Genomic DNA, 20,555 nt, shown 5'->3' on the forward strand with positions numbered 1-20,555 from the left:
TTCAGTCAGATGAATGGCTCGCGCTGGCGGGCACCGAGACCCCCGCCGTCCCCCTCAAGGAGCACCCGCATGAGCATGCTCGAATTCACCGTCCTCGACCTCGACTTCCCCGCCGGCACCAAGAACAAGACCGCCACCCTCGTCACCGGCGAGCGCGAGGCACTGCTGGTCGACACCGGCTTCACCCGGGCCGACGGCCACCGTCTGGCCGCCGCCGTCCTGGACTCCGGCAAGCAGCTGACCACCGTCTTCCTCAGCCACGGCGACCCGGACTACTACTTCGGCGCCGAAGTACTCGCCGACGCCTTCCCGGACGCCGCCTTCGTCGCCACCCCACAGGTCATCGAGCACATCCAGCACTCCTACGAGGGCAAGCTCAAGGCGTGGGCCTCCCTCGGCCCCAACCTGCCCACGCGCCTGGTCGACATCACCCCGCTGACCGGCGACCTCACCCTGGAAGGCCACCACTTCGAGCTGAAGGGCGGCCCGGCCGAACTGCCCGACCGCCACTACCTGTGGCAGGCCGAGCAGCGCGCGATCCTCGGCGGCGTCCTGCTGTTCCAGAAGGAACACGTCTGGGTGGCCGACACCGCCGCCCCCGAGGACCGTTCCGCCTGGATCAAGCTCCTGGACGAGATGGCCGCCCTGGACCCGCAGCTGGTCGTCCCCGGCCACCGCCTGCCCGGCACCCCCGCCGACGCCTCCGCCATCACCGCCACCCGCGACTACCTCCTCGCCTTCGACGAGGAGCTCGCGACCGCGGCGGACGGCCCGGCCCTGACCGAGGCACTCGTCCGGCGCTACCCCGACAACGGCATGCTGATCGCCGCCCAGATCGGCGCGAAGGTCGCCAAGGGCGAAATGAAGTGGGGCTGACCACCATGACACCCACCGACACCGGCGACACCAGCGACTCCGCCGCCGCCTTCGCCACCTCCGCCGCCCCGGCCGACGTGGTCCGCCGCCAGTACCTGGCCTCGGCCGCCGGCGACCTCGAAGCCCTCCGCGCCACCCTCGCCCCCGACGTGGAGTGGACCGAGATGGCGGGCTTCCCCCTCGCCGGCACCTACCGCACCCCCGACGGCGTGACCTCCCACGTGATGGAACAGCTCGCCAAGGAGTGGGATGACTGGGCGGCCCACGACGACACGTACGTCGTCGACGGCGAGAACGTCGTGGTCCTGGCCCGCTACACCGCCACCAACAAGGCCACGGGCAAGCCCATCAACGTCCGCGTCGCCCACCACTTCGTCGTACGCGGCGGCCGGATCGTACGGTTCGAGCAGTTCGTGGACACGGCACTGGTACGTGAGGCGATGACCGACGCCGACGCCGGCTGAGGATCCCCTGACCCCCGAAAGGCCTCGCCACCCAAGGCGGCGAGGCCTTTCAACTCCGCGTCAGGCTATGCAGGATCACCGTCGCCGGCACCGTGGTCGCGCACCCAGTTCTTATGGGCGTTGGACCCTTCGCGGCCAGGGGAGATCTTCAGATGCTGCCGTTGCTGAACTCCACAGGACGTTCGGCCCCTTGGGATCGGTGGACCGCACCGGTTCGACATACATGGTTCCCGGGAGGTCGCCATCGGCGTCGATCCCCCGGAAGTACGGATCCTTCGCGGTGACGAGTTCGGCGCGGGCCTCGTCCACCGACTTCCGCACATGCTCAGGCAGCGCATCGCGGCAGGCGAGGGCATCGAGCCGCCAGTCCATCTGCCAGGGTGGCCCCATGAACGGGTCGGTCACTGGCCGGGCTCCAGCTCCCGCGCGCTGTGGCGGATCCTCGACACCTCTTCGAGAAGGGCCTTGGCCTCCGAGTAATCGGCGGACTCTGCCGCGCGGTGGTGGAGATCGGCCACATGAGCGTCGAGCTCAGGATCGCGGGCGATCGAGTACTCGACCCACCAGCGGGCCAGGAACGCGGGTAGCGGGCTGATGTCGTAGGTGTCGGCGATGGCCCGTTTCCAGTGCTCGTCGAAGTCGGGCAGGAGCTGGGGGGCGTATCGGGCGATCGCCTCACGCAGCGCCTTCGGTGTCCGCTCTGGCATGGGGGGAACGGCCGATGTCGGTTCGGCTGCGTGGGCGGTCATGACCGATGGCCTCCTTCGACGCTTCGTGCTTACGACCATAGCCCGGCCCTCCGACTCCGCACGGGCCGATCGTGTGCGGCTTCCCGCTCCCCGGCATCCTCGGTGTCCTCGGCGTCCGGATCCGGCAGGCGCAAGCCCCGGGACTCGGCGACGCGCAGCGCGTCGGTCAGGCACTCGGCCAGCCGGAGACCGGCGTACCGGACCTCGGTGTACGGCGACGCGGGATCGTCCAGCACCGCGCGGGCGAGGCCCAGAACGTCGGCGCCGGTGGCCAGTTGAGTGGCCTCCAGGTCGTCGGCGAGGCGGGACAGATACCCGCCGCGGCTGTCCGTCACCAGGTAGCAGGGTTTGCCGTCGGGGGACGGCCAGGGCAGCAGGCGGGGGAACGCGGATGCCGTCGTGTGGTCGGTGGTGTGGTCCATCAGGCAGCCACCTCCTGCGCGCCGATCAGGTGCCGGTCGAGGTCGATCCCGAAGTCGGCGGCGAGGACGAGGGCGAGGCAGCGGTGGTGCTGGAGGACGGCTTCCTGTTCGTGGGCGGTGAGGTAGGGGCGTACGAGGGCGGAGTCGGTGCCGTCGAGGGGGGTGGCGAGGCCGTACGGGGAGCGGTGCTGCGGCAGAGGTACGGAAGGGCGGTGTACGGCGGTGAGGTGGAGGTGGGGACAGGAGTGACGGCGAGGTCGGCGCCGTTTCCCTGTTCCCGGGGCGAAGAAGAGGCGCAGCCATTCGAGGGTGCGGCGGATAAGGTCGTGCATGTCGACGCTCCAAGCAAGCGTTGGCCGTGCCCCGGGAGGTCTAGCCACCTCGCCGGGGTCTTGTCGTTTCGACCATACCGGCAACTGCGTCCCCCTGCACCCCTCTACGTCCTTGCACGTCCCACCGCGTCAGGACGCGTTCCGCCCCTGCGACATGCGTTGGGCTGCGGCACCGTAGAAGGATGAGTGAGCTTCCGCGCTACGAGTACGTGAAACTCGCCGACACCATCGCGGCGGACATCGCGTCCGGCACCTTGCCCCAGGGGGCCGCGCTGCCGGGCGAGCGAGCCATGACGGAGCTGCACCGCGTGAGCATCGGCACCGTGCGTCGCGCCATCGTCGAGCTCCGGAAACGTGGGCTCGTCGCTACTCTGCCCGCGAAGGGGACGTACGTCATCGCCATGCCGGAGCCGGCCGACGACGAGCCCGAGGAGGGCGAGCCGAAGGCCTGAAGGCGCCCAACCATCCACCGAGGAACGGCCTCTGGCCGGAACGCACAGGACCCCAGCTCATTTCCGCACTGAGCTGGGGTCCTTCGTGTAGGCCCTGTGGGACTCGAACCCACAACCAATGGATTAAAAGTCCACTGCTCTGCCAATTGAGCTAAGGGCCCAGGCGATGTTGCCACCCCGAGCATAGCCGGACGAGGCCGTGTCTCCGATCGGGTATCGGGGACACGGCCGTGGCGGATGACAAGGACGGGGCGATGTGGGTCCCGAACGGGTCCGGAGTGTTAGGGATCGACCGGTTCGGGGGCGTTCGCGCGGGCCGCCTCGCGGGCCTTGGTCCGCTCGTGGTCGGGGTTGAGGAACCAGTGGCGGGCCGAGGCCAGCCACCAGGTCGTCGCGAAGGCGAGGACCGCGAGGACGGCGACCGGCGCGTAGTTGAAGGTCTCCCATGTCACCGGGGAGACCTGGGGCAGCATGAACAGGACCGTGATGACGCCGACCCACACCACCGAGACCACGCCCACGACCCGGGACCAGCGGCCGAGGTGCCACGGGCCCCGTTCGAAGGCCTCGCCCTTCTGCAGCCGCAGCAGCGTCGGGATGACGTACGCGATGTAGAGGCCGATCACGGCGATCGAGGTCACCGCGGCGTACGCGGTGACATTGATCAGGTACGGAAGGCCGAGGACCAGCGCGCCGCCCGCCGCCAGCCACACCGCGGCCACGGGCGTGCGGGTGCGCGGGCTCACCGAGTGCCACACATGCGAGTACGGCAGGGCGCCGTCGCGGGAAAAGGCGTAGATCATGCGGCTGTTGGCGGTCACGGACGCCATGCCGCAGAACAGCTGGGCTCCGATCACGACGAGCAGCAGCAGCTTGCCGGCCGTCGCGCCCAGCGCGTCCAGCAGGATCTGGGCCGGCGGCGCGCCCGTCGCGGACCCGAGAGCACCGTCGTACGACTGGATCGCGAAGGTGAAGCCGAGCAGCAGGACGAAGCCCGCTATCCATGACGTCCAGATCGACTGCACGATGCCCTTCGGGCCCGCCGTCGACGCGTCGTGCGTCTCCTCGGTCATGTGGGCCGAGGCGTCGTAGCCGGTGAAGGTGTACTGGGCCATCAGCAAACCCAGGAGGACGACGTACGTCCCGCTGCCCCAGCCCGTGTTGTTCACGAACTCGCCGAAGACGAAGGACGCCGACTGGTGCTGGTCGGGGACGAAGGTCAGCGCTCCCACGATCACCGCCACGCCCAGCACGTGCCACCACACGCTCACGCTGTTCAGCAGGCCGACGATCCGGACGCCGAAGGTGTTCAGCAGGCCGTGCAGCAGCAGGATCGCGGCGAACAGCACCACCGTGCGGCCCGGCGTCACCTCGAAGTCGAACTGGAGGTTCAGGTACGCCCCGAGGAACGAGGCCGCGCCGAAGTCGATGCCCGCGGTCACCGCCACCTGGCCCAGCACGTTGAACCAGCCCGTGAACCAGGCCCAGGCGGCGGCCGTACGCGGGGGCGCGAGCCGGTGTGCCCAGAAGTACAGGCCCGCCGACGTGGGGTAGGCCGAGCAGATCTCGGCCATCGCCAGGCCGACGAAGAGGGTCATCAGGCCGACCGCGACCCAGCCCCACATCATCACGGCCGGGCCGCCCGTGTTCATGCCGAACAGGTACAGGGTCATGCAGCCCGAGAGGACCGAGATGATCGTGAAGGAGACCGCGTAGTTGGAGAACGCCGACATGCGGCGGGCGAGAACCTGCGTGTAACCGAGCTGGGCCAGCCGTTCCTCGTCCGAGAGATCCGAATGCCCGCTCACTCTGGCGTCATCTGTCATGCCCCCAGCAATTCCCCTGCCGGGGGCGTGACACACGTCACAACTTGGCTAGAAAGGATCCTTAGAAGAGGCCCTTGTAGCCCTGCCAGCCGCTCGCGATCTTCACCCGCGCCCCGAACGACCCCTTGCCGTTGCCCGCGTTGCGGTACACGTTCCCCGCCGAGTCCCGCACCACCAGGTCGTTCCTGCCGTCCCCGGTGATGTCCCCGACGCCGACGATCACATTGTAGGAACCGCCCCAGTTGGAGAACACCTTCGCGCGGGCGCCGAACGTGCCATTGCCCTTGCCGTAGTAGCGGTACAGGTTGTTCGCCTTGTCCTGGGCGACCAGGTCACCCACACCGTCACCGTTCAGGTCACCGGCCCCGACGACCTTCTTGTACGTCTTCCAGTTGTCGTACAGCTTCACCCGCGCCGACAGCTTGCCCGCGCTGGTGCCCTTGTAGAGGTACACGGCACCGGTCGACGCGTTGCGCGCGATCAGGTCCGGGCGGCCGTCACCGCTCACGTCACCGGGCGCGGTCAGCACGTCGTACTGGTTCCAGCCGCTGTTCGACAGGGTCGTGTACGACGTCGACGGCTTCAGCGCGGCGCCGCAGCCCGGCTTGTACAGCCGCAGAGCCCCACTGCTCAGTCGCACGAGGACGTCGTTGCAGCGGTCCCCGCTCAGATCGCCGAACGGCACCGGCCTGACCGAGGTCGCCCAGCCCGTCCCGGTGACCTTCCCGGAGAAGGTGCCCTTGCCCGTGCCCTGGTGGAAGGTCAGGCCGCCGGTGGAGTTGAGGGTGAGCAGGTCGCCCACCCCGTCGCCGGCGAGGTGGTCGCGACGTACGGCGCTGCCGCCGCGCAGCGCGACCGAGCCCGTCACCTCCAGCGCGGCGCCCATACCGTCGGCGGGCGTGACGGCCAGCGTCCAGTCGTACGAACCGTTCGGCAGGAAGGCGTTCTTGGGGTCGGTGCCGGACCAGCCGACGCTCAGCTCGCCGCGGGCGGCGCCGCCGTCGCGCGTGTCCACGACCTTCCCGGTCACCTTGCTGCGCACGGTCAGCCGCCAGCTCGCGGACGGCTTCGACAGCAGCACGGTGGCCAGGGTGTCCGGCGTGGTGTCGAACTCGCGCGCCTTGACGGACGACGCCTTCACGGCCGGCGCGAGCAGCCGCAGCGGCTGCTGCGGCACCCCGGACGGCACCAGGTGCACCTGCTCCTTCCCGTCGACGTAGGCCGCGTTCGCGCCCGACTCGTCGACCGTCCAGCGCACGTCACGCTGCGAGACCCCGGTGTCGGGCAGGTCCCCGATCACCCGGCTCGCGGGCGTCCCGCCGGCCACGGTGGTCATGACGAGCTTCCTGGCCCGGACGTCGTGCGTGACGACGAACCCGTCCCCGAGACCGGCCTCACCCGTCGGGACGGGCACGGACTTCCCGGCCGTACGGTCGTAGACGCCGGCCTTCCCGTCGCAGGTCCAGTAGAGGTAACGCCCGAGCGCCTGCAGGTCGGTGGGGGTGCAGCCGGCGTCGGTGGTGAGGGTCGCGGTGCTCTTCCTCGTCGTCAGTTCGTACGCCGTGACGGCGCCCGGGGTGGTGCCCGCGGTCCAGAGCACGTCGCCGGAGAGAGCCGCGGCGCCGGGGGTGCGGGTGACGACCGGAGCGCCGTCGTCGTCGAGCCGGAGGACGTACTGCGTGGTGGGCGCCGTGAAGAGGAGGTAACGGCCCGAGACGTCGGTGACCCGCCCGCCTTGTGGCAGCCCGGTGCGCTGCCACACGCCGTCGTCGCCGGGGCCGTGGACGCTGATCCGGTCGGTGGTCTCGTCGTGCGAGAGCCAGACGATACGGCCGTTCGCGGTGCCGTGGACCTGGCCGCAGGCCACATCCGTGGCGGCGCAGGTGGGCGTGACGACGTCGGTGTTGAACGCGCTGCGCTCCCCGAACTGCGGGGCGCCGGACGCGGCCACGGTCCGTATCCCGCCGGCGCGCACCCAGTCGCGGTAGTAGTCCATGACGACGAGCCGCCCCTGCTCCAGGGACAGGCCCTGGATCGGCAGCACCGGCTTGGGCAGGGCCTTGAAGAGCGTGACGACGGGCGGGCCGCCGTCCGCGCCCGGAGTGAGGCGGTGAATACCCTGCCGTCCGTCGGTGCCGGTGCCGATCTTCACGGCGGTGCCGTCGGGACCGGCCGCGACGCCGTTCTGCGAAGTCCGCAGCAACGTCACCGGATCGCCGCCCGCCAGAGGCTGCGCGGTCGTCGAGTTAACCCCGTTGACCAGCCAGTCACCGACCACGGCGAGGTTGTAGGTGGCGTTCGCCCCGTCGCTGACGCCCGCGAGCCGCAGCTCCACGGGGGCGGCCGACAGGTCCCGCGGCAGCACCAGGACCGTGGCCTTGTCGAGGGCGTGGACGACGACGTGGCCACCGCCCAGGCTCACCCTGGAGTACGACACGGGGAGTGGGCCGCTCCAGCCGCGCACCTCACCGGTCACGCGGTCCACCGCGGCCAGCCCCGGCTCCCCGGCCACCGAGGCACGGAAGTACAGCATCCCGGAATCCGCCCCGGCGGCCGACCCGAGCACGAGACCGGACGGCCCGCCCGTGACGGTCAGATCGGCGGTGGTCCCGTCCGGTCCCGGCGTCAGGAAGTGCATCTGCCGGGTGGTCGTGCCGTCCTCGGCGGTCACGTTCCGGTAGCCGATCGTGAGGTTGTCGTACGACGTGAGGTAGCCGAGTTCGTCCGGGACCCGCAGGCTGCGGCTGGTGCCGTCCGTCGCGTCCCAGAAGTCGACACGGCCGTCCGCGTACTTGTACGCCAGGACGTCGGTGCCAGTCGTCCCGGCGGCCGTGCCCGCGGGCACCGCCGGAACGCTCACCGACTCGCCGTCCGCGTAACGCGTCCACAGCAGTCCGCTGCGGCCCTCCATCGTGTGGAAGACACCCTGCGCACCGGCGGCGTCATGACCATTGCCGGTCGACGACGACCGGAACGCCGCCGAGAGTCCGTAGTCCCGGAGCGCTGCCGGCACCACCGTCTCCTGCGGCACCTCCGCCGCCGACGCCGACGGCAGCAGCGGACTCAGGCCGGCCGCGAGTGCGGCGGAGGCCGCCACAGCGACGGCCGTGCGTCTCGCTCTCGATCGACGTGCGAAGACATGACGCGCCAAGGTGATCCTCCCCGGAAAGCAAAGGAGAGGGAGCGCGTTGCATCAGATGCCCCCCGGCCGCCGCATCCCTCTCACAAGTCGGCTGATCTTACAGTCTTTTCACAGCCGCGGAGAGCGTTTTCTATCGGACCGCCCCGGACGCACGAAAACGCCGTGGCGCCCGGAATTCCGGGGGCCACGGCGTTCACTGCTCAAGAACGGACTCAGCCGTTGCGCTTCCAGCGCGGCTTGTCGTCACGGCGGCCGAAGGAGCCGGTACCGGTGCCGGTGCTGCCGCCGCCGCGGTGGTCGTCACGACGACCGGTCGGGCGGTCGTGGCCGGCGGGGCGGAAGCCGGGGCGGTCGCCCTGGCGGTCACGGTTGAACGGACGGTCGCTGCCGCGGTGTCCGCCGCGCTCGTCACGACGCTCGAAGGGGCGGGCCGGACGGTCGTCGCGGCGGAAGCCGCCACGGTCGTTGTCCCGGCGCTCGAAGGAGCCGCTGCCGCGGTTGTCGTCACGACGCTCGAAGGAACGACCACCGCCGCGGTTGTCGTCACGACGCTCGAAGGAACGGCCACCGCCGCGGTTGTCGTCGCGACGCTCGAAGGAACGACCGCCACCACGGTTGTCATCCCGACGCTCGAAGCCACGGCCGGCGCCACCGCCACGGTTGTCGTCACGGCGGAAGCCGCCACGGTCGTTGTCGCGACGCTCGAAGGAACGACCGCCACCACGGTTGTCGTCACGACGCTCGAAGGAACGGCCACCACCACGGTTGTCGTCACGGCGGAAGCCGCCACGGTCGTTGTCCCGGCGCTCGTAGGAACGACCGCCACGGTCGTCCCGGTCCCCCCGGTCGACGTCCTGCGCCGCCGGCTGCTCGGGCACGGAGACCTCGGCCGCCGCGGCCGCGGCCTGCGCCTCGGCAACCGCCGCCTCCGGGTCCTCGCCCTGCTCGCGCGCGGCCCGCGCGACCAGACGGTCGGCCTCCTCGCGCAGTTCGGTCGCGCGGCGCTGCGCCCGCTCCAGCTCCTTGGTGAGCTGGGCGACCTCACGCTCGGCCTGCTGCGCGGCGTTGCCCGCGGACTCGGCCTGGACCTCGGTCATCGAACGGGCGCCGGTGATCTCGGCGACCTCGGGCTCGAAGGCCGTACCGGAGTTGATGATGTGACGCCCGGCGTCGACGCCCGCGTCCTCCATCAGCCGGAAGATCTGGCGGCGCTGGTGCGGCAGCGACAGCGACACCACGGTGCCGGTGCGGCCGGCGCGAGCCGTACGCCCGGCGCGGTGCAGGTAGTCCTTGTGGTCGCCGGCCGGGTCCACGTTCAGGACCAGGTCGATGCCGTCGACGTGGATGCCGCGGGCGGCGACGTCGGTCGCGACGAGCGCGTTGACGTAGCCCTTCTTGAAGTCCTCCAGCACGCGGGTACGCGCGCCCTGCGTCATACCGCCGTGCAGCGCGTCGGCCTTCACACCGGAGTCGCACAGCTGCTCGGCGATACGGTCGGCGCCCAGCTGGGTGCGGACGAAGATGATCGTGCGGCCCTTGCGGGAGGCGATCGCGGAGGTGACCGGCGCCTTGTCCTTGGGCTTCACGATGAGGATGTGGTGCGACATCGTCGTGACGTTGCCCTGGGCGCTGTCGACCTCGTGCGTGACCGGGTCGGTCAGGTAGCGCTTCACCAGCGTGGAGATCTCGTTCTCCATCGTGGCCGAGAAAAGCATCCGCTGGCCGCCCGCCGGGACCTGGTCGAGCAGTTCGGTGACCTCGGGCAGGAAGCCCAGGTCCGACATCTGGTCGGCCTCGTCGATGACGGCGATCTGGATGTTCTCCAGCGAGCAGGCGCCGCGGTTGATGAGGTCGCGCAGCCGGCCCGGGGTGGCGACGAGGACGTCGACGCCGCGCTCGAGGGCGTAGATCTGGTTGCCCATCGAGGTGCCGCCGCAGACGACCTTCATCTTGAGGCCGAGGACGTCGCCGTACGGCTGGAGCGCGTCCGCGACCTGCATCGCGAGCTCACGGGTCGGCGTGAGGATGACGGCGCGCGGCTTGTGCTTCTCGGTGCGGCCGCCGGCCAGCGTGGCCAGGGCCGGCAGACCGAAGGAGAGGGTCTTGCCGGAGCCGGTGCGGCCACGGCCGAGGATGTCCTTGCCGGCCAGGGCGTCCGGGATGGTCGCGGCCTGGATCGGGAAGGGGATGGTCACGCCGTTCTGGGCGAGCTTGCGCACGACGCCCTCGGGGAGACCGAGGCTCGCGAAGGTGACCTCGGGTGCGTCCTCGGTGCCGGTCGTCTCGGGCACGACGGTGCCCTCGTTCTCGGGCACGACGACGTGATCAGTACTGGAAATGGACATGCGTATGCGAAACCTTCCGGAGTCTCTTCGGCACGCGCCCGTCAACTCCGTGTTTCGCTATACGACCGCCTCTATGCGGTCCGCCACGGCAAGGGAGAGTACGCGCCACACGGCGCGCTCTGCATCGGCGCCGGGCAATGGGATCAAACGATCTACCACCATACGCACCCACCACCCCCAGAGGCAAACCAAACCCAAGGGACGTAGGCCACATCACACCGGCGACCCGGCCGTGGGCGCCGGCTCCCGCTGCCCCAGCTGCGGCCCCGGCGGCTCATGGGCCGAGGACGACGGCTCGGCGGTCGTCGGTGAGGGCGTGGGCGAGGCGGGCGGCGGCTCGGTGGGTGACGGCTGCGGCTCGACCGTACGGGGGGTCGTCGGCTCGGCCCTGGTCGGCGACGGCGCCCCCGGCTTGTGCGGCTTGCCCCTCCCCGGCTCGGCACCCGGGGAGGCGGACGCACGCCCCTTCGCAGACGGGGACGCGGACGGCGACGCCGACTCCTCCTCGCCCTTCTTCCCCTTGCCGTGCCGGTGTTTGCCGTCGTCGGCCGCCGCACCGATCCCGGCGCCGCCCGACACCGTCGCGCCGCCGTCGGGCGCCTCACCGCCCCGGGGCCCGGCGGAGTGCGAGGGCTTGGCGCTCCCGCCGCCGTCGTCGTCGCCGACGTTCATGCAGCCGGCGGCAGCGGCGACGGCCATGACCGTGGCGGCCAGACGGACGGGTACGTACAAGGGGCGCACGAGCAGCCACCTCCGGTGGAGGGTGAAGGAGTCAACCTGCCCAACTCCCGCCGCCCACAAGAGGACACGCGCCCCGTATCAGCGGCCCTCACCCGTACCCGAGCGCGTGCAGCCGGGCGTCGTCGATCCCGAAGTGGTGAGCGATCTCATGCACCACCGTCACCTCGGTCTCCTCGACGACCTCCTCCCGTGACCCGCACATTCGCAGCGTCGGCCCCCGGTAGATGGTGATCCTGTCCGGCAGCACCCCCGCGTACCACTCGCCCCGGTCGGTCAGCGGAGTCCCCTCGTACAGCCCGAGCAGCTCGGGATCGTTCGCCGGGGGCTCGTCCTCGACGAACACCGCGACGTTGTCCATCAGCCGCGTCAACTCCGGCGGGATCCGGTCCAGGGCCTCGGCGACCAGTTCCTCGAACTCCTCGCGCGTCATCTCCAGCACAGGCCCCATTGTCCGGTACGCCGCCTCCGTACGAGAGTCGGAGCAGAGTCAGGGCAGTCGAACGAGAGTCGGAGCGCACCCGCATATCCGCGGGCGGACTTGGGCATACGGGACCAATGGCCCGCGTCCCCGTCGTCGTCCGGAACATCGCGAACCCCCTGCGCAGGACCCCGCGCGCCCTCGCCCGCCACTACCGCGCCCGCCGACCCCACCCGTCCGTGGAACTCGTCCGTCAGCCCCACCCCTGGTCACGCGCCCTCGGCCTCGTCGCCGTGGTCGTCCTCGGCGCCTGGCTGGGGCTGCTGATCGTCGGCAACGTGCGGACTCCGGTCGGCCCCATGAACACGACGATGACCCTGCGCCCGTCGCTCACCGGCGGCACGAAGATCAACATCTCGCCGCTCGGCGCCCTCGAACTGAACAGCCACCAGGCCCCCGTCCGTCTGGACGTCAACGTCGACCAGCTCGACCCGGTCCGCTCCCAGGCCCTGGTCGACCACCCCGAACGCCTCTCCGGCCTCCAGGACGAGGTCACCAAGGACGTCGAACACGGCACCCTCGACCTGGCCGTACGCTCCTGCGTCGCCGTCGTCGCCGGCGCCACCGCCCTCGGCCTCGCGGTCTACCGCCGCCCCCGCCGGGCCCTGGCGGCGGGCGGCCTCGCGCTGACCCTCCTGGCCGCCTCGGGCGGAACGGCGTACGCCACCTGGAACCCGGAATCGGTCCTGGAGCCGAAGTTCTCCGGACTGCTCTCCTCCGCCCCGTCCCTGGTCGGCAACGCCCGCAGCATCGTCACCGAATTCGACGTCTACCAGAAGGAGTTGGCCCGCCTGGTGACGAACGTGACGAAGCTCTACGACGCCACCTCGACGCTCCCGACCTACCAGCCCGACCCGTCCACCATCCGCGTCCTGCACGTCTCGGACATCCACCTCAACCCGGCGAGCTGGCCGATCATCTCCTCGCTGGTGGAGCAGTACCAGGTGGACGTGATCGTCGACTCCGGCGACACGATGGACCACGGCTCGGCCGCCGAGAACGGCTTCCTGGACCCGATCGAGGACCTCGGCGCCCCCTACGTCTGGGTCCGCGGCAACCACGACTCGCAGACCACCCAGCGCTACCTGGAAGGCCTGAAGAACGTCCACGTCCTGGACGACGGCCGGGGCGAGACCATCGCCGGCCTGCGCTTCGCCGGGATCGGCGACCCCCAGTTCACCCCCGACCGCTCGAAAAACCCCGGCGCCGAGGAGTCCCAGGAGGAGGCGGGCGCCCGCCTGGCCGCCGCCCTGCGCGCCCAGAGCACCGCCGGCAAGCCCGTCGACGTCGCCGTCGCCCACGAGCCGTCGGCGGCCCGCGGGGTGGACGGCGCGGTCCCGCTGGTCCTGGCGGGCCACCTCCACCACAACGAGATGGAGATCCTCAAGAACGGCACGCGCCTGCGGATCGAAGGCTCGACCGGCGGCAGCGGCCTGCGCGCGATCGAGGGCAAGTACCCCGACCCCATCGAGGCCTCGATCCTCTACATGGACCGCGACACCCGCCGCCTCCAGGCCTGGGACGAGATCAAACTGGGCGGCCTCGGCCTGACGACCGCCGAGGTCAGTCGCCACCTGGTGGAAGAGAACCAGCCCGGAGCCACCCCGTCTCCCTCACCGTCTCCCTCACCCGCGTCCACGCCCCCCACCCCGACCGCCCCGTAAACCGTTTTGGCGATCCCTCCCCACATCCCATATGCTTCTGACGTCCCCGACGCGCTGAGAAGCGCCCAGGCGGGCCGATAGCCCTCATCGTCTAGCGGCCTAGGACGCCGCCCTTTCAAGGCGGTAGCACGGGTTCGAATCCCGTTGGGGGCACGCAATACCGTGTGCGACACTGTCGTACACAATGCTTGGTCCTGTGGAGCAGTTTGGAGTGCTCGCCACCCTGTCAAGGTGGAGGCCGCGGGTTCAAATCCCGTCAGGACCGCTGAGGTTTCCCCGGAAGCCTCGTGGCTGGGTAGCTCAGTTGGTACGAGCGATCGCCTGAAAAGCGATAGGTCGCCGGTTCGACCCCGGCCCCAGCCACAGTCGCTGAACAGCGAAAACGCCCCCGTCGAGATCATCGGCGGGGGCGTTGCGTTGGTCCCTAGGCGACAGCGCGGGCGGGGTTCATTCCTGGTTGCGGCTGCGTGTCACGTTCGGCTCGCAATCCTCGTCGATGTCCCACGCGCCTCTCTTGTTACCGGTCAGGTCGTTGCCCTCGAAGACGCCGCCGCCACCGCCGTCGATCCATACGGCCTGGTATCCGTTGCCGTTGATCCGGTTGTTGCGGACGGTCGGGATGCCGTCCGCGGTGATCCTCATGCCGGCGTGACCGTTGCCGGTGATCTCGTTGTCCTCCAGCGTGCCCAGGCCGCCGTCATGGACGAAGACGCCGCTCTGCCTGTTGTGGTGGATCTGGTTCCGGCGCAATGTGGGGTTGCCGGCCGCTTTGATCTCCACGGCCGCCAGGGCATTGCCGGTGATCTTGTTGTCCTCCAGCGTGCCGAGGCCGCCGTCGAAGACGAAGACGCCAGCCTGTCTGCTGCCGTGGATCCGGTTCCGGCGCAGCCGGGGGTCGGCGCCGTCACGGATGGCGACCGCCGCGAGGCTCTGGCTGCTGATGTCGCAGCCTTCCAGCTCCAGCCGTCCCTGGACGATCTTCACAGCGAACGCCTGAACGCTTCCGGTCTGGCGCAGCGTCAGGTTCGTGACCCTGCCGATGCCGGCCTGGAACATCAGCGCACTGGCCTGGTCGGCGCGGATCTCGATGTCTTCGAGCGGGCCGTCTCCCAGTATTTCCAACGGCTTGTCGACGACCAGGCTCTCTTCGTACAGGCCCGGCCGGACCAGGATGCGGTCACCGGGCTGGGCCTTCGCTATGGCCGCGCCGACCGTGACGAAGTCCCCCCGGTGGTAGGGGTCCACCACATGGGTCGGCGGCTCGGTCCTCGTCGTGCCGCCGGCCGTGTCACCCGTCGGCTCCGTGGACTCGGTCGCCGCCCCCGCCGTCTCCGCACGCCGTGCGGGTCGCGCCGCGGCGATGGCCTGAGGCCGCCAGAACGTGTCCGCCATCCGTAACGCCAGCTGCTCGGTCGCCTTCCCCACCGCCGGTGACGTCAACGGCTCGAACCGCAGCTCCCGCCAGTCGGCGTGCTGCCGCGTGGCCAGCATCCGGGCCATGTCGTCGCCTTCGCACAGCTGGGGATCGTCCATCTCCCGAGCGGTGATGTAGTAGACGGGCAGGATCAAGTCCTGGCGGCCGAGTTTCTCCTCCCGCTCCAGGAAACGGGCCACCTCGGCCCGACAGGGAGCGCTGCGGAACAGGCTCGGCGTGACGATGACCAGCAGCAGGCTCACCGCGTCCAGCGCCTCGTCGATCCGTGCCTGCCAGTTCTGGCCCCAGGCGATGTCGTTGCGATCCTGGAAGATCGGGAACTCCTCGCCTGTCTGCGCCCGAACCTCGGCGGCGAGCCGTTCCCGGAACTGAGAGAGCCTGCCGGCGTCGTGCTGGTCGTTGAAACGGACGTAGCTCATGAAGGCCGCAGGCTCACCGGACAAGACATCCCCCACTACCCGTGCATCCCCACCACAACCCGTGAATTCTGGCACAGGGGGAGCGTCCGAAGCCGGGCAATCACCGCCCTCTCCGGCGCCGCCCGGCCGCCGGAGACAAAAGCGTTCGCCACGAAAATCCCGGGGATGAGATCCTGGATCGCGTATGTCTACGCACCCCGCCCCCGGCGCCTCCGCTCCGGGCACCCCTGACCTCGGCGCTCTCGCCCCCCGCCTGACCGAGCTGACCCTGCGCGACACGCACCGGCTCGGGCGCAGGCTCGAAGGTGCGCGCAGGATCCGCAAGCCAGAGGCCCGTGCCGCCGTTCTCGCCGAGATCGAGGCGGAGGTGGCGAAGGCCGAGCAGCGGATGAGTGCGCGGCGCGGTCGCGTGCCCGCCGTCAGCTATCCCGAGCAGCTGCCGGTCAGCCAGAAGAAGGACGTGATCGCGGAGGCCATCCGTGATCACCAGGTCGTGATCGTCGCCGGTGAGACCGGGTCCGGCAAGACGACCCAGATTCCCAAGATCTGTCTCGAGCTGGGGCGGGGCGTCCGCGGCATGATCGGGCACACCCAGCCCCGTCGTATCGCCGCCCGTACCGTCGCCGAGCGGGTCGCGGAAGAGCTCGACACGCCTCTCGGCGAGGCCGTCGGCTGGAAGGTCCGCTTCACCGACCAGGTGAACCCGGACGCCACCTTCGTCAAGCTGATGACCGACGGCATCCTGCTCGCCGAGATCCAGACCGACCGCGAGCTGCGCGCCTACGACACGATCATCATCGACGAGGCCCACGAGCGGTCCCTCAACATCGACTTCCTGCTGGGCTACCTCGCCCAGCTGCTGCCCAAGCGGCCGGACCTCAAGGTCGTCATCACCTCCGCGACCATCGACCCCGAGCGCTTCTCCCGGCACTTCGGCGACGCGCCGATCGTCGAGGTCAGCGGGCGGACGTATCCGGTGGAGGTGCGGTACCGGCCCCTCCTGGAAGACGAGTCCGACGACTCCGACCGCGACCAGATCACGGCGATCTGCGACGCCGTCGAGGAGCTCCAGGCCGAGGGCAAGGGCGACGTCCTCGTCTTCCTCTCGGGCGAGCGGGAGATCCGGGACACCGCGGACGCCCTGACCAAGAAGAACTATCGGTTCACCGAGGTCCTCCCCCTCTACGCCCGGCTCTCGCACGCCGAGCAGCACCGCGTCTTCCAGCAGCACACCGGTCGCAGGATCGTTCTGGCGACCAACGTCGCCGAGACCTCCCTCACCGTCCCGGGCATCAAGTACGTCATCGACCCCGGCTTCGCCCGTATCTCCCGCTACAGCCACCGCACCAAGGTCCAGCGGCTCCCCATCGAGGCGATCTCGCAGGCCAGCGCCAACCAGCGCAAGGGCCGTTGCGGTCGGACCAGCGACGGCATCTGCATCCGCCTCTACAGCGAGGAGGACTTCGAGGCCCGCCCGGAGTTCACGGACGCGGAGATCCTCCGGACGAACCTGGCGTCCGTCATCCTGCAGATGACCGCCGCCGGCCTCGGCGAGATCGAGAAGTTCCCGTTCATCGACCCGCCGGACCACCGCAACATCCGTGACGGCGTCCAACTCCTCCAGGAACTGGGCGCATTGGACCCGGCGCAGAAGGACGTACGCAAGCGGCTCACCGACACCGGCCGCAAGCTCGCGCAGCTGCCCGTCGACCCGCGCCTCGCGCGGATGGTCCTGGAGGCCGACAAGAACGGCTGTGTCCGCGAGGTCATGGTCATAGCGGCCGCGCTGTCCATCCAGGACCCGCGCGAGCGCCCCGCCGACAAGCAGACCCAGGCCGACCAGCAGCACGCCCGCTTCCGGGACGAGACCAGCGACTTCCTCGCGTATCTCAACCTGTGGCGGTACATCCGTGAGCAGCAGAAGGAGCGAGGCTCCTCGTCCTTCCGGCGTATGTGCAAGCAGGAGTACCTGAACTTCCTGCGCATCCGTGAGTGGCAGGACATCTACTCGCAGCTGCGGACCGTCGCCAAGCAGATGGGCATCCACCTCAACGAGGAGGATGCGGCCGACCAGAGCGTCCACGTCTCCCTCCTCGCCGGTCTGCTCTCGCACATCGGCATGAAGGACGTGAAGGACGGCAACAAAAACGAGTACCTGGGCGCTCGGAGCGCCAAGTTCGCGATCTTCCCGGGCTCCGCCCTCTTCAAGAAGCAGCCGCGCTTCGTGATGTCCGCCGAGCTGGTGGAGACCTCCCGCCTCTGGGCCCGCGTCAACGCCAAGATCGAGCCCGAGTGGGTCGAACCCCTCGCCGAGCACCTGCTGAAGCGCACGTACAGCGAACCGCACTGGGAGAAGGACCAGGCCGCGGTGATGGCGTACGAGAAGGTCACGCTCTACGGCGTCCCGATCATCGCCCAGCGCAAGGTCAACTACGGCCGGATCGACCCCGAGGCCTCCCGCGAGCTTTTCATTCGCAACGCCCTGGTCGAGGGCGACTGGCGTACGCACCACAAGTTCTTCGCCGACAACCGCAAACTCCTCAGCGAGGTCGAGGAGTTGGAGCATCGCGCGCGGCGCCGGGACATCGTGGTCGACGACGACACGCTCTTCGACTTCTACGACGAGCGGGTGCCCGAACACGTCGTGTCCGGCGCCCACTTCGACTCGTGGTGGAAGCACAAGCGGCACGAGCAGCCCGACTTCCTGGACTTCGAGCGGGAGATGCTCATCCGGGAGTCGGCGGAGGCGGTCACCAAGGACGACTATCCGGACTCGTGGCGGCAGGGTCAGCTCAAGTTCCGGGTGACGTACCAGTTCGAGCCGGGTGCGGACGCGGACGGTGTGACGGTCCACGTCCCGCTCCACGTCCTCAACCAGGTCACGGACGAGGGCTTCGACTGGCAGATCCCGGGCCTGAGGGAAGAGCTGGTCACCGAGCTGATCCGGTCCCTCCCGAAGCCGATCCGCCGCAACTACGTGCCGGCGCCGAACTTCGCGAAGCGGTTCCTGGACACGGCCGTCCCCTTGCAGGAGCCGCTCACCACAACCATGGCGCGGGAGCTCAAGCGCATGGTCGGCGTGCCCTTCACCGCGGACGACTTCGACTGGTCCAGGGTCCCCGAGCACCTGCGCATCACCTTCCGGATCGTCGACGAGCGCCGCCGCAAGCTGGCCGAGGACAAGGACCTGGAGGCGCTGAAGCTCCAGCTGAAGCCGAAGGCCCGCCAGGCCCTGTCCCAGGCCGCCGCGGCGACGGCCGAGCGCGAGGGCGGCGAGTCCCTGGAACGCAAGGGCCTCACCGACTGGACGATCGGCTCCCTCACCCGCGTCTTCGAGACCCGCCGCGCCGGCCAGCCGGTGAAGGCGTTCCCCGCGCTGGTCGACGACGGACCGACGGCGAACACCGTCTCGGTGCGGCTCTTCGACACGGAGGCCGAGCAGGCCGAGGCGATGTGGAAGGGCACGCGGCGCCTCATCCTGCGCAACATCCCGGTCAACCCGGCGAAGTTCGCGAGCGATCGCCTCACGAACGCCCAGAAACTCGCCCTGTCCGCGAATCCGCACGGCTCGGTCCAGGCCCTGTTCGACGACTGCGCGATGGCCGCGGCGGACAAGCTGATCGCCGACTTCGGCGGGCCGGTGTGGGACGAGGAGTCGTACCGCAAGCTGTACGACAAGGTGCGCTCGGAGATCGTCGACACGACGGTCCGTACGGTCGGGCAGGTGCAGCAGGTCCTCGCCGCCTGGCAGGCCTGTGAGCGCCGCCTGAAGGGCGTACGGAGCGCGGTGCTCCTGGCGAACCTCCAGGACGTACGCAAGCAGCTGGACGCCCTCGTGCGGCCCGGCTTCGTGACGGAGGCCGGGATACGGCGGCTCCCCGACCTCATGCGCTACCTGGTCGCCGCGGACCGCCGGCTCCAGCAGATGCCGACCGGCGTCCAGCGGGACACGGCCCGCATGGAGAAGGTCCACGAGATGCAGGACGAGTACGCCTGGCTCCTGGAGCAGATGCCCCAGGGCCGTCCGATCCCGTCCTCGGTCCTGGACATCCGCTGGATGATCGAGGAGCTCCGGGTCAGCTATTTCGCCCACGCCCTCGGCACGGCGTACCCGATCTCCGACAAGCGGATCGTGAAGGCGATCGACGCGGCCGTGCCGTAACGGCGCCCGCACACCGGGTGAGTTCGACCCGGGGCTCACCCTCCTGTACAGTCTCTTCTCGCAGCGCAACGCACGAATAGCGCCGCGAAACCTGGTCCTGTGGAGCAGCTTGGAGTGCTCGCCACCCTGTCAAGGTGGAGGCCGCGGGTTCAAATCCCGTCAGGACCGCAGTGAAAGTACAGGCCCGCTCGCCATCGGCAGCGGGCCTTACTCATGCAACAACCCACCGACACAGCTCGCCACCCTGTCGAGGTGGAGGCCGCGCCCGCGGCGCAGCCGCCATCGGGTACAGCAAATCCCGTCAGGACCGCAGTGAAAGTACAGGCCCGCTCGCCATCGGCAGCGGGCCTTACTCATGCCGCCACTTCCTGGCCGACCGAGTCGGGTGGCGGGTGGGCACAGGCCGGGGGTCTGGGGGCGCAGCCCCCGGGAACGACCCGCATCAGCGCCAGGTCCGGGGGCGCACCCCCCAGGGACGGCCACCGTGTCAGCGCCGGCGCCCGGCATCGGCTCGGCCGGCGGAGCCCACCATGCCCTTGACGGCGTCACTTTCGCTCGGTACCCAGAAACCAGGGCCCCGTTTCCCGTGCGGCCCCTTGGAGGTGGGGTATGGCGGCATCGACCAGGCACGAGACTCGGGCGCTGCTCCGTGCCCATCTGGCGGCCGCTTCCTCCTATCGCCATCTGACGCGTCATTGCCCGATCTGCCATCGCCTGTTGCGACTGGCGATGGACGGCGCCCCACGCACCGCGCAGACGCCCGAGGAGGCCGTCGAGGACGAGAGTCCCTCCGGTGCGTGACCGTGACCCGGCCCCAACACCCGCTCCACTGCGGGGCGGTGGAAGCCGTGCCTCCTCTAGCGCACATGAGCCAGGGGCAACAAGGACTCTGGCATGTGACGGGTGTCACCGCATGAGTTTCTGAAACCGCGGTACTTACCCCTCACCTACAACTGGTCAATTTAATATGTGCAATTGCACCAGCATCAGGGCGTGCCCACAGGAGATCCGACAGCCCTCCCCAGAGTCCGACAAGCCCGCTCACAGA

General features: G+C 69.8%; 16 protein-coding genes and 5 tRNA genes. 10 read left to right on the plus strand and 11 right to left on the minus strand.

What is annotated here, in order from left to right:
* The first annotated feature begins 69 nt into the window (after positions 1 to 69).
* Positions 70 to 876 carry an MBL fold metallo-hydrolase gene (locus QFZ76_RS24995; RefSeq protein WP_307675838.1) on the plus strand — a complete coding sequence of 269 codons (807 nt, stop codon included), beginning with the start codon at positions 70 to 72 and terminating at the stop codon, positions 874 to 876.
* Between the two features lie 5 nt (positions 877 to 881).
* Positions 882 to 1,340, plus strand: a complete 459-nt coding sequence (locus tag QFZ76_RS25000; RefSeq protein WP_307675839.1) for a nuclear transport factor 2 family protein — start codon at positions 882 to 884, stop codon at positions 1,338 to 1,340.
* A gap of 111 nt (positions 1,341 to 1,451) precedes the next feature.
* Here QFZ76_RS25000 and QFZ76_RS25005 read toward each other — a convergent pair whose 3' ends face one another.
* The 4 genes from QFZ76_RS25005 to QFZ76_RS25020 are packed head-to-tail and all read right to left on the minus strand — an operon-like array spanning position 1,452 to position 2,843.
* Complete coding sequence (locus tag QFZ76_RS25005) at positions 1,452 to 1,745, minus strand: hypothetical protein (RefSeq protein WP_307675840.1); 294 nt, start codon at positions 1,743 to 1,745, stop codon at positions 1,452 to 1,454.
* On the minus strand, positions 1,742 to 2,089 hold the full coding sequence (locus tag QFZ76_RS25010) for a DUF6247 family protein (RefSeq protein WP_307675841.1): 348 nt from the start codon (positions 2,087 to 2,089) through the stop codon (positions 1,742 to 1,744). Before QFZ76_RS25010 ends, QFZ76_RS25005 begins: the two co-directional genes overlap by 4 nt.
* Before the next feature lie 29 nt (positions 2,090 to 2,118).
* On the minus strand, positions 2,119 to 2,511 hold the full coding sequence (locus QFZ76_RS25015) for a hypothetical protein (protein WP_307675842.1): 393 nt from the start codon (positions 2,509 to 2,511) through the stop codon (positions 2,119 to 2,121).
* Positions 2,511 to 2,843: a hypothetical protein gene (locus QFZ76_RS25020; protein ID WP_307675843.1), complete on the minus strand. Its 333-nt coding sequence runs from the start codon at positions 2,841 to 2,843 to the stop codon at positions 2,511 to 2,513. The genes QFZ76_RS25015 and QFZ76_RS25020 overlap by 1 nt, the downstream gene beginning before the upstream one ends.
* 182 nt (positions 2,844 to 3,025) lie before the next feature.
* On the opposite strand from QFZ76_RS25020, the gene QFZ76_RS25025 reads away from it, so the two are divergent.
* On the plus strand, positions 3,026 to 3,295 hold the full coding sequence (locus QFZ76_RS25025; RefSeq protein ID WP_307675844.1) for a winged helix-turn-helix domain-containing protein: 270 nt from the start codon (positions 3,026 to 3,028) through the stop codon (positions 3,293 to 3,295).
* Between the two features lie 88 nt (positions 3,296 to 3,383).
* On the opposite strand, the gene QFZ76_RS25030 is transcribed toward QFZ76_RS25025, so the two are convergent.
* The 6 genes from QFZ76_RS25030 to QFZ76_RS25055 all read right to left on the minus strand — a co-directional run bounded on the left by QFZ76_RS25030 (position 3,384) and on the right by QFZ76_RS25055 (position 11,788).
* Positions 3,384 to 3,456: transfer RNA gene (locus QFZ76_RS25030), tRNA-Lys, on the minus strand.
* A 120-nt stretch (positions 3,457 to 3,576) separates the two neighbouring features.
* Complete coding sequence (locus QFZ76_RS25035; protein WP_307675845.1) at positions 3,577 to 5,121, minus strand: amino acid permease; 1,545 nt, start codon at positions 5,119 to 5,121, stop codon at positions 3,577 to 3,579.
* A 61-nt stretch (positions 5,122 to 5,182) separates the two neighbouring features.
* Complete coding sequence (locus QFZ76_RS25040; RefSeq protein ID WP_307675846.1) at positions 5,183 to 8,218, minus strand: FG-GAP-like repeat-containing protein; 3,036 nt, start codon at positions 8,216 to 8,218, stop codon at positions 5,183 to 5,185.
* Positions 8,219 to 8,475: 257 nt separating this feature from the next.
* On the minus strand, positions 8,476 to 10,608 hold the full coding sequence (locus QFZ76_RS25045; protein ID WP_307675847.1) for a DEAD/DEAH box helicase: 2,133 nt from the start codon (positions 10,606 to 10,608) through the stop codon (positions 8,476 to 8,478).
* A 213-nt stretch (positions 10,609 to 10,821) separates the two neighbouring features.
* Complete coding sequence (locus QFZ76_RS25050) at positions 10,822 to 11,349, minus strand: hypothetical protein (RefSeq protein WP_307675848.1); 528 nt, start codon at positions 11,347 to 11,349, stop codon at positions 10,822 to 10,824.
* A gap of 88 nt (positions 11,350 to 11,437) precedes the next feature.
* A complete protein-coding gene (locus tag QFZ76_RS25055) occupies positions 11,438 to 11,788 on the minus strand; it encodes a metallopeptidase family protein (protein WP_307675849.1) in 351 nt (116 codons plus the stop codon).
* 116 nt (positions 11,789 to 11,904) lie between these two features.
* Between QFZ76_RS25055 and QFZ76_RS25060 the strand changes: the two genes are divergently transcribed.
* From QFZ76_RS25060 to QFZ76_RS25075, 4 genes are all read left to right on the plus strand, one after another.
* Complete coding sequence (locus QFZ76_RS25060) at positions 11,905 to 13,491, plus strand: metallophosphoesterase (RefSeq protein ID WP_307675850.1); 1,587 nt, start codon at positions 11,905 to 11,907, stop codon at positions 13,489 to 13,491.
* A gap of 80 nt (positions 13,492 to 13,571) precedes the next feature.
* Positions 13,572 to 13,644: transfer RNA gene (locus QFZ76_RS25065), tRNA-Glu, on the plus strand.
* Positions 13,645 to 13,681: 37 nt separating this feature from the next.
* Positions 13,682 to 13,756: transfer RNA gene (locus tag QFZ76_RS25070), tRNA-Asp, on the plus strand.
* Between the two features lie 24 nt (positions 13,757 to 13,780).
* A tRNA-Phe gene (locus QFZ76_RS25075) sits at positions 13,781 to 13,854 on the plus strand.
* Positions 13,855 to 13,938: 84 nt separating this feature from the next.
* Here the strand turns inward: QFZ76_RS25075 and QFZ76_RS25080 are convergent.
* Positions 13,939 to 15,345, minus strand: coding sequence for a right-handed parallel beta-helix repeat-containing protein (locus QFZ76_RS25080; RefSeq protein WP_307675851.1), 1,407 nt, complete (start codon positions 15,343 to 15,345; stop codon positions 13,939 to 13,941).
* 184 nt (positions 15,346 to 15,529) lie between these two features.
* Here QFZ76_RS25080 and hrpA point away from each other — a divergent pair, with 184 nt between their 5' ends.
* The 3 genes from hrpA (at position 15,530) to QFZ76_RS25095 (ending at position 20,308) form a co-directional block, all read left to right on the plus strand.
* Positions 15,530 to 19,507, plus strand: coding sequence for an ATP-dependent RNA helicase HrpA (gene hrpA / locus QFZ76_RS25085; RefSeq protein WP_307675852.1), 3,978 nt, complete (start codon positions 15,530 to 15,532; stop codon positions 19,505 to 19,507).
* 93 nt (positions 19,508 to 19,600) lie between these two features.
* Positions 19,601 to 19,675: transfer RNA gene (locus QFZ76_RS25090), tRNA-Asp, on the plus strand.
* Between the two features lie 441 nt (positions 19,676 to 20,116).
* On the plus strand, positions 20,117 to 20,308 hold the full coding sequence (locus tag QFZ76_RS25095) for a DUF6274 family protein (protein WP_307675853.1): 192 nt from the start codon (positions 20,117 to 20,119) through the stop codon (positions 20,306 to 20,308).
* Positions 20,309 to 20,555 lie beyond the last annotated feature (247 nt).

This window comes from Streptomyces sp. V4I2 (assembly GCF_030817655.1).
GTDB classification, from domain to species: domain Bacteria; phylum Actinomycetota; class Actinomycetes; order Streptomycetales; family Streptomycetaceae; genus Streptomyces; species Streptomyces plumbiresistens.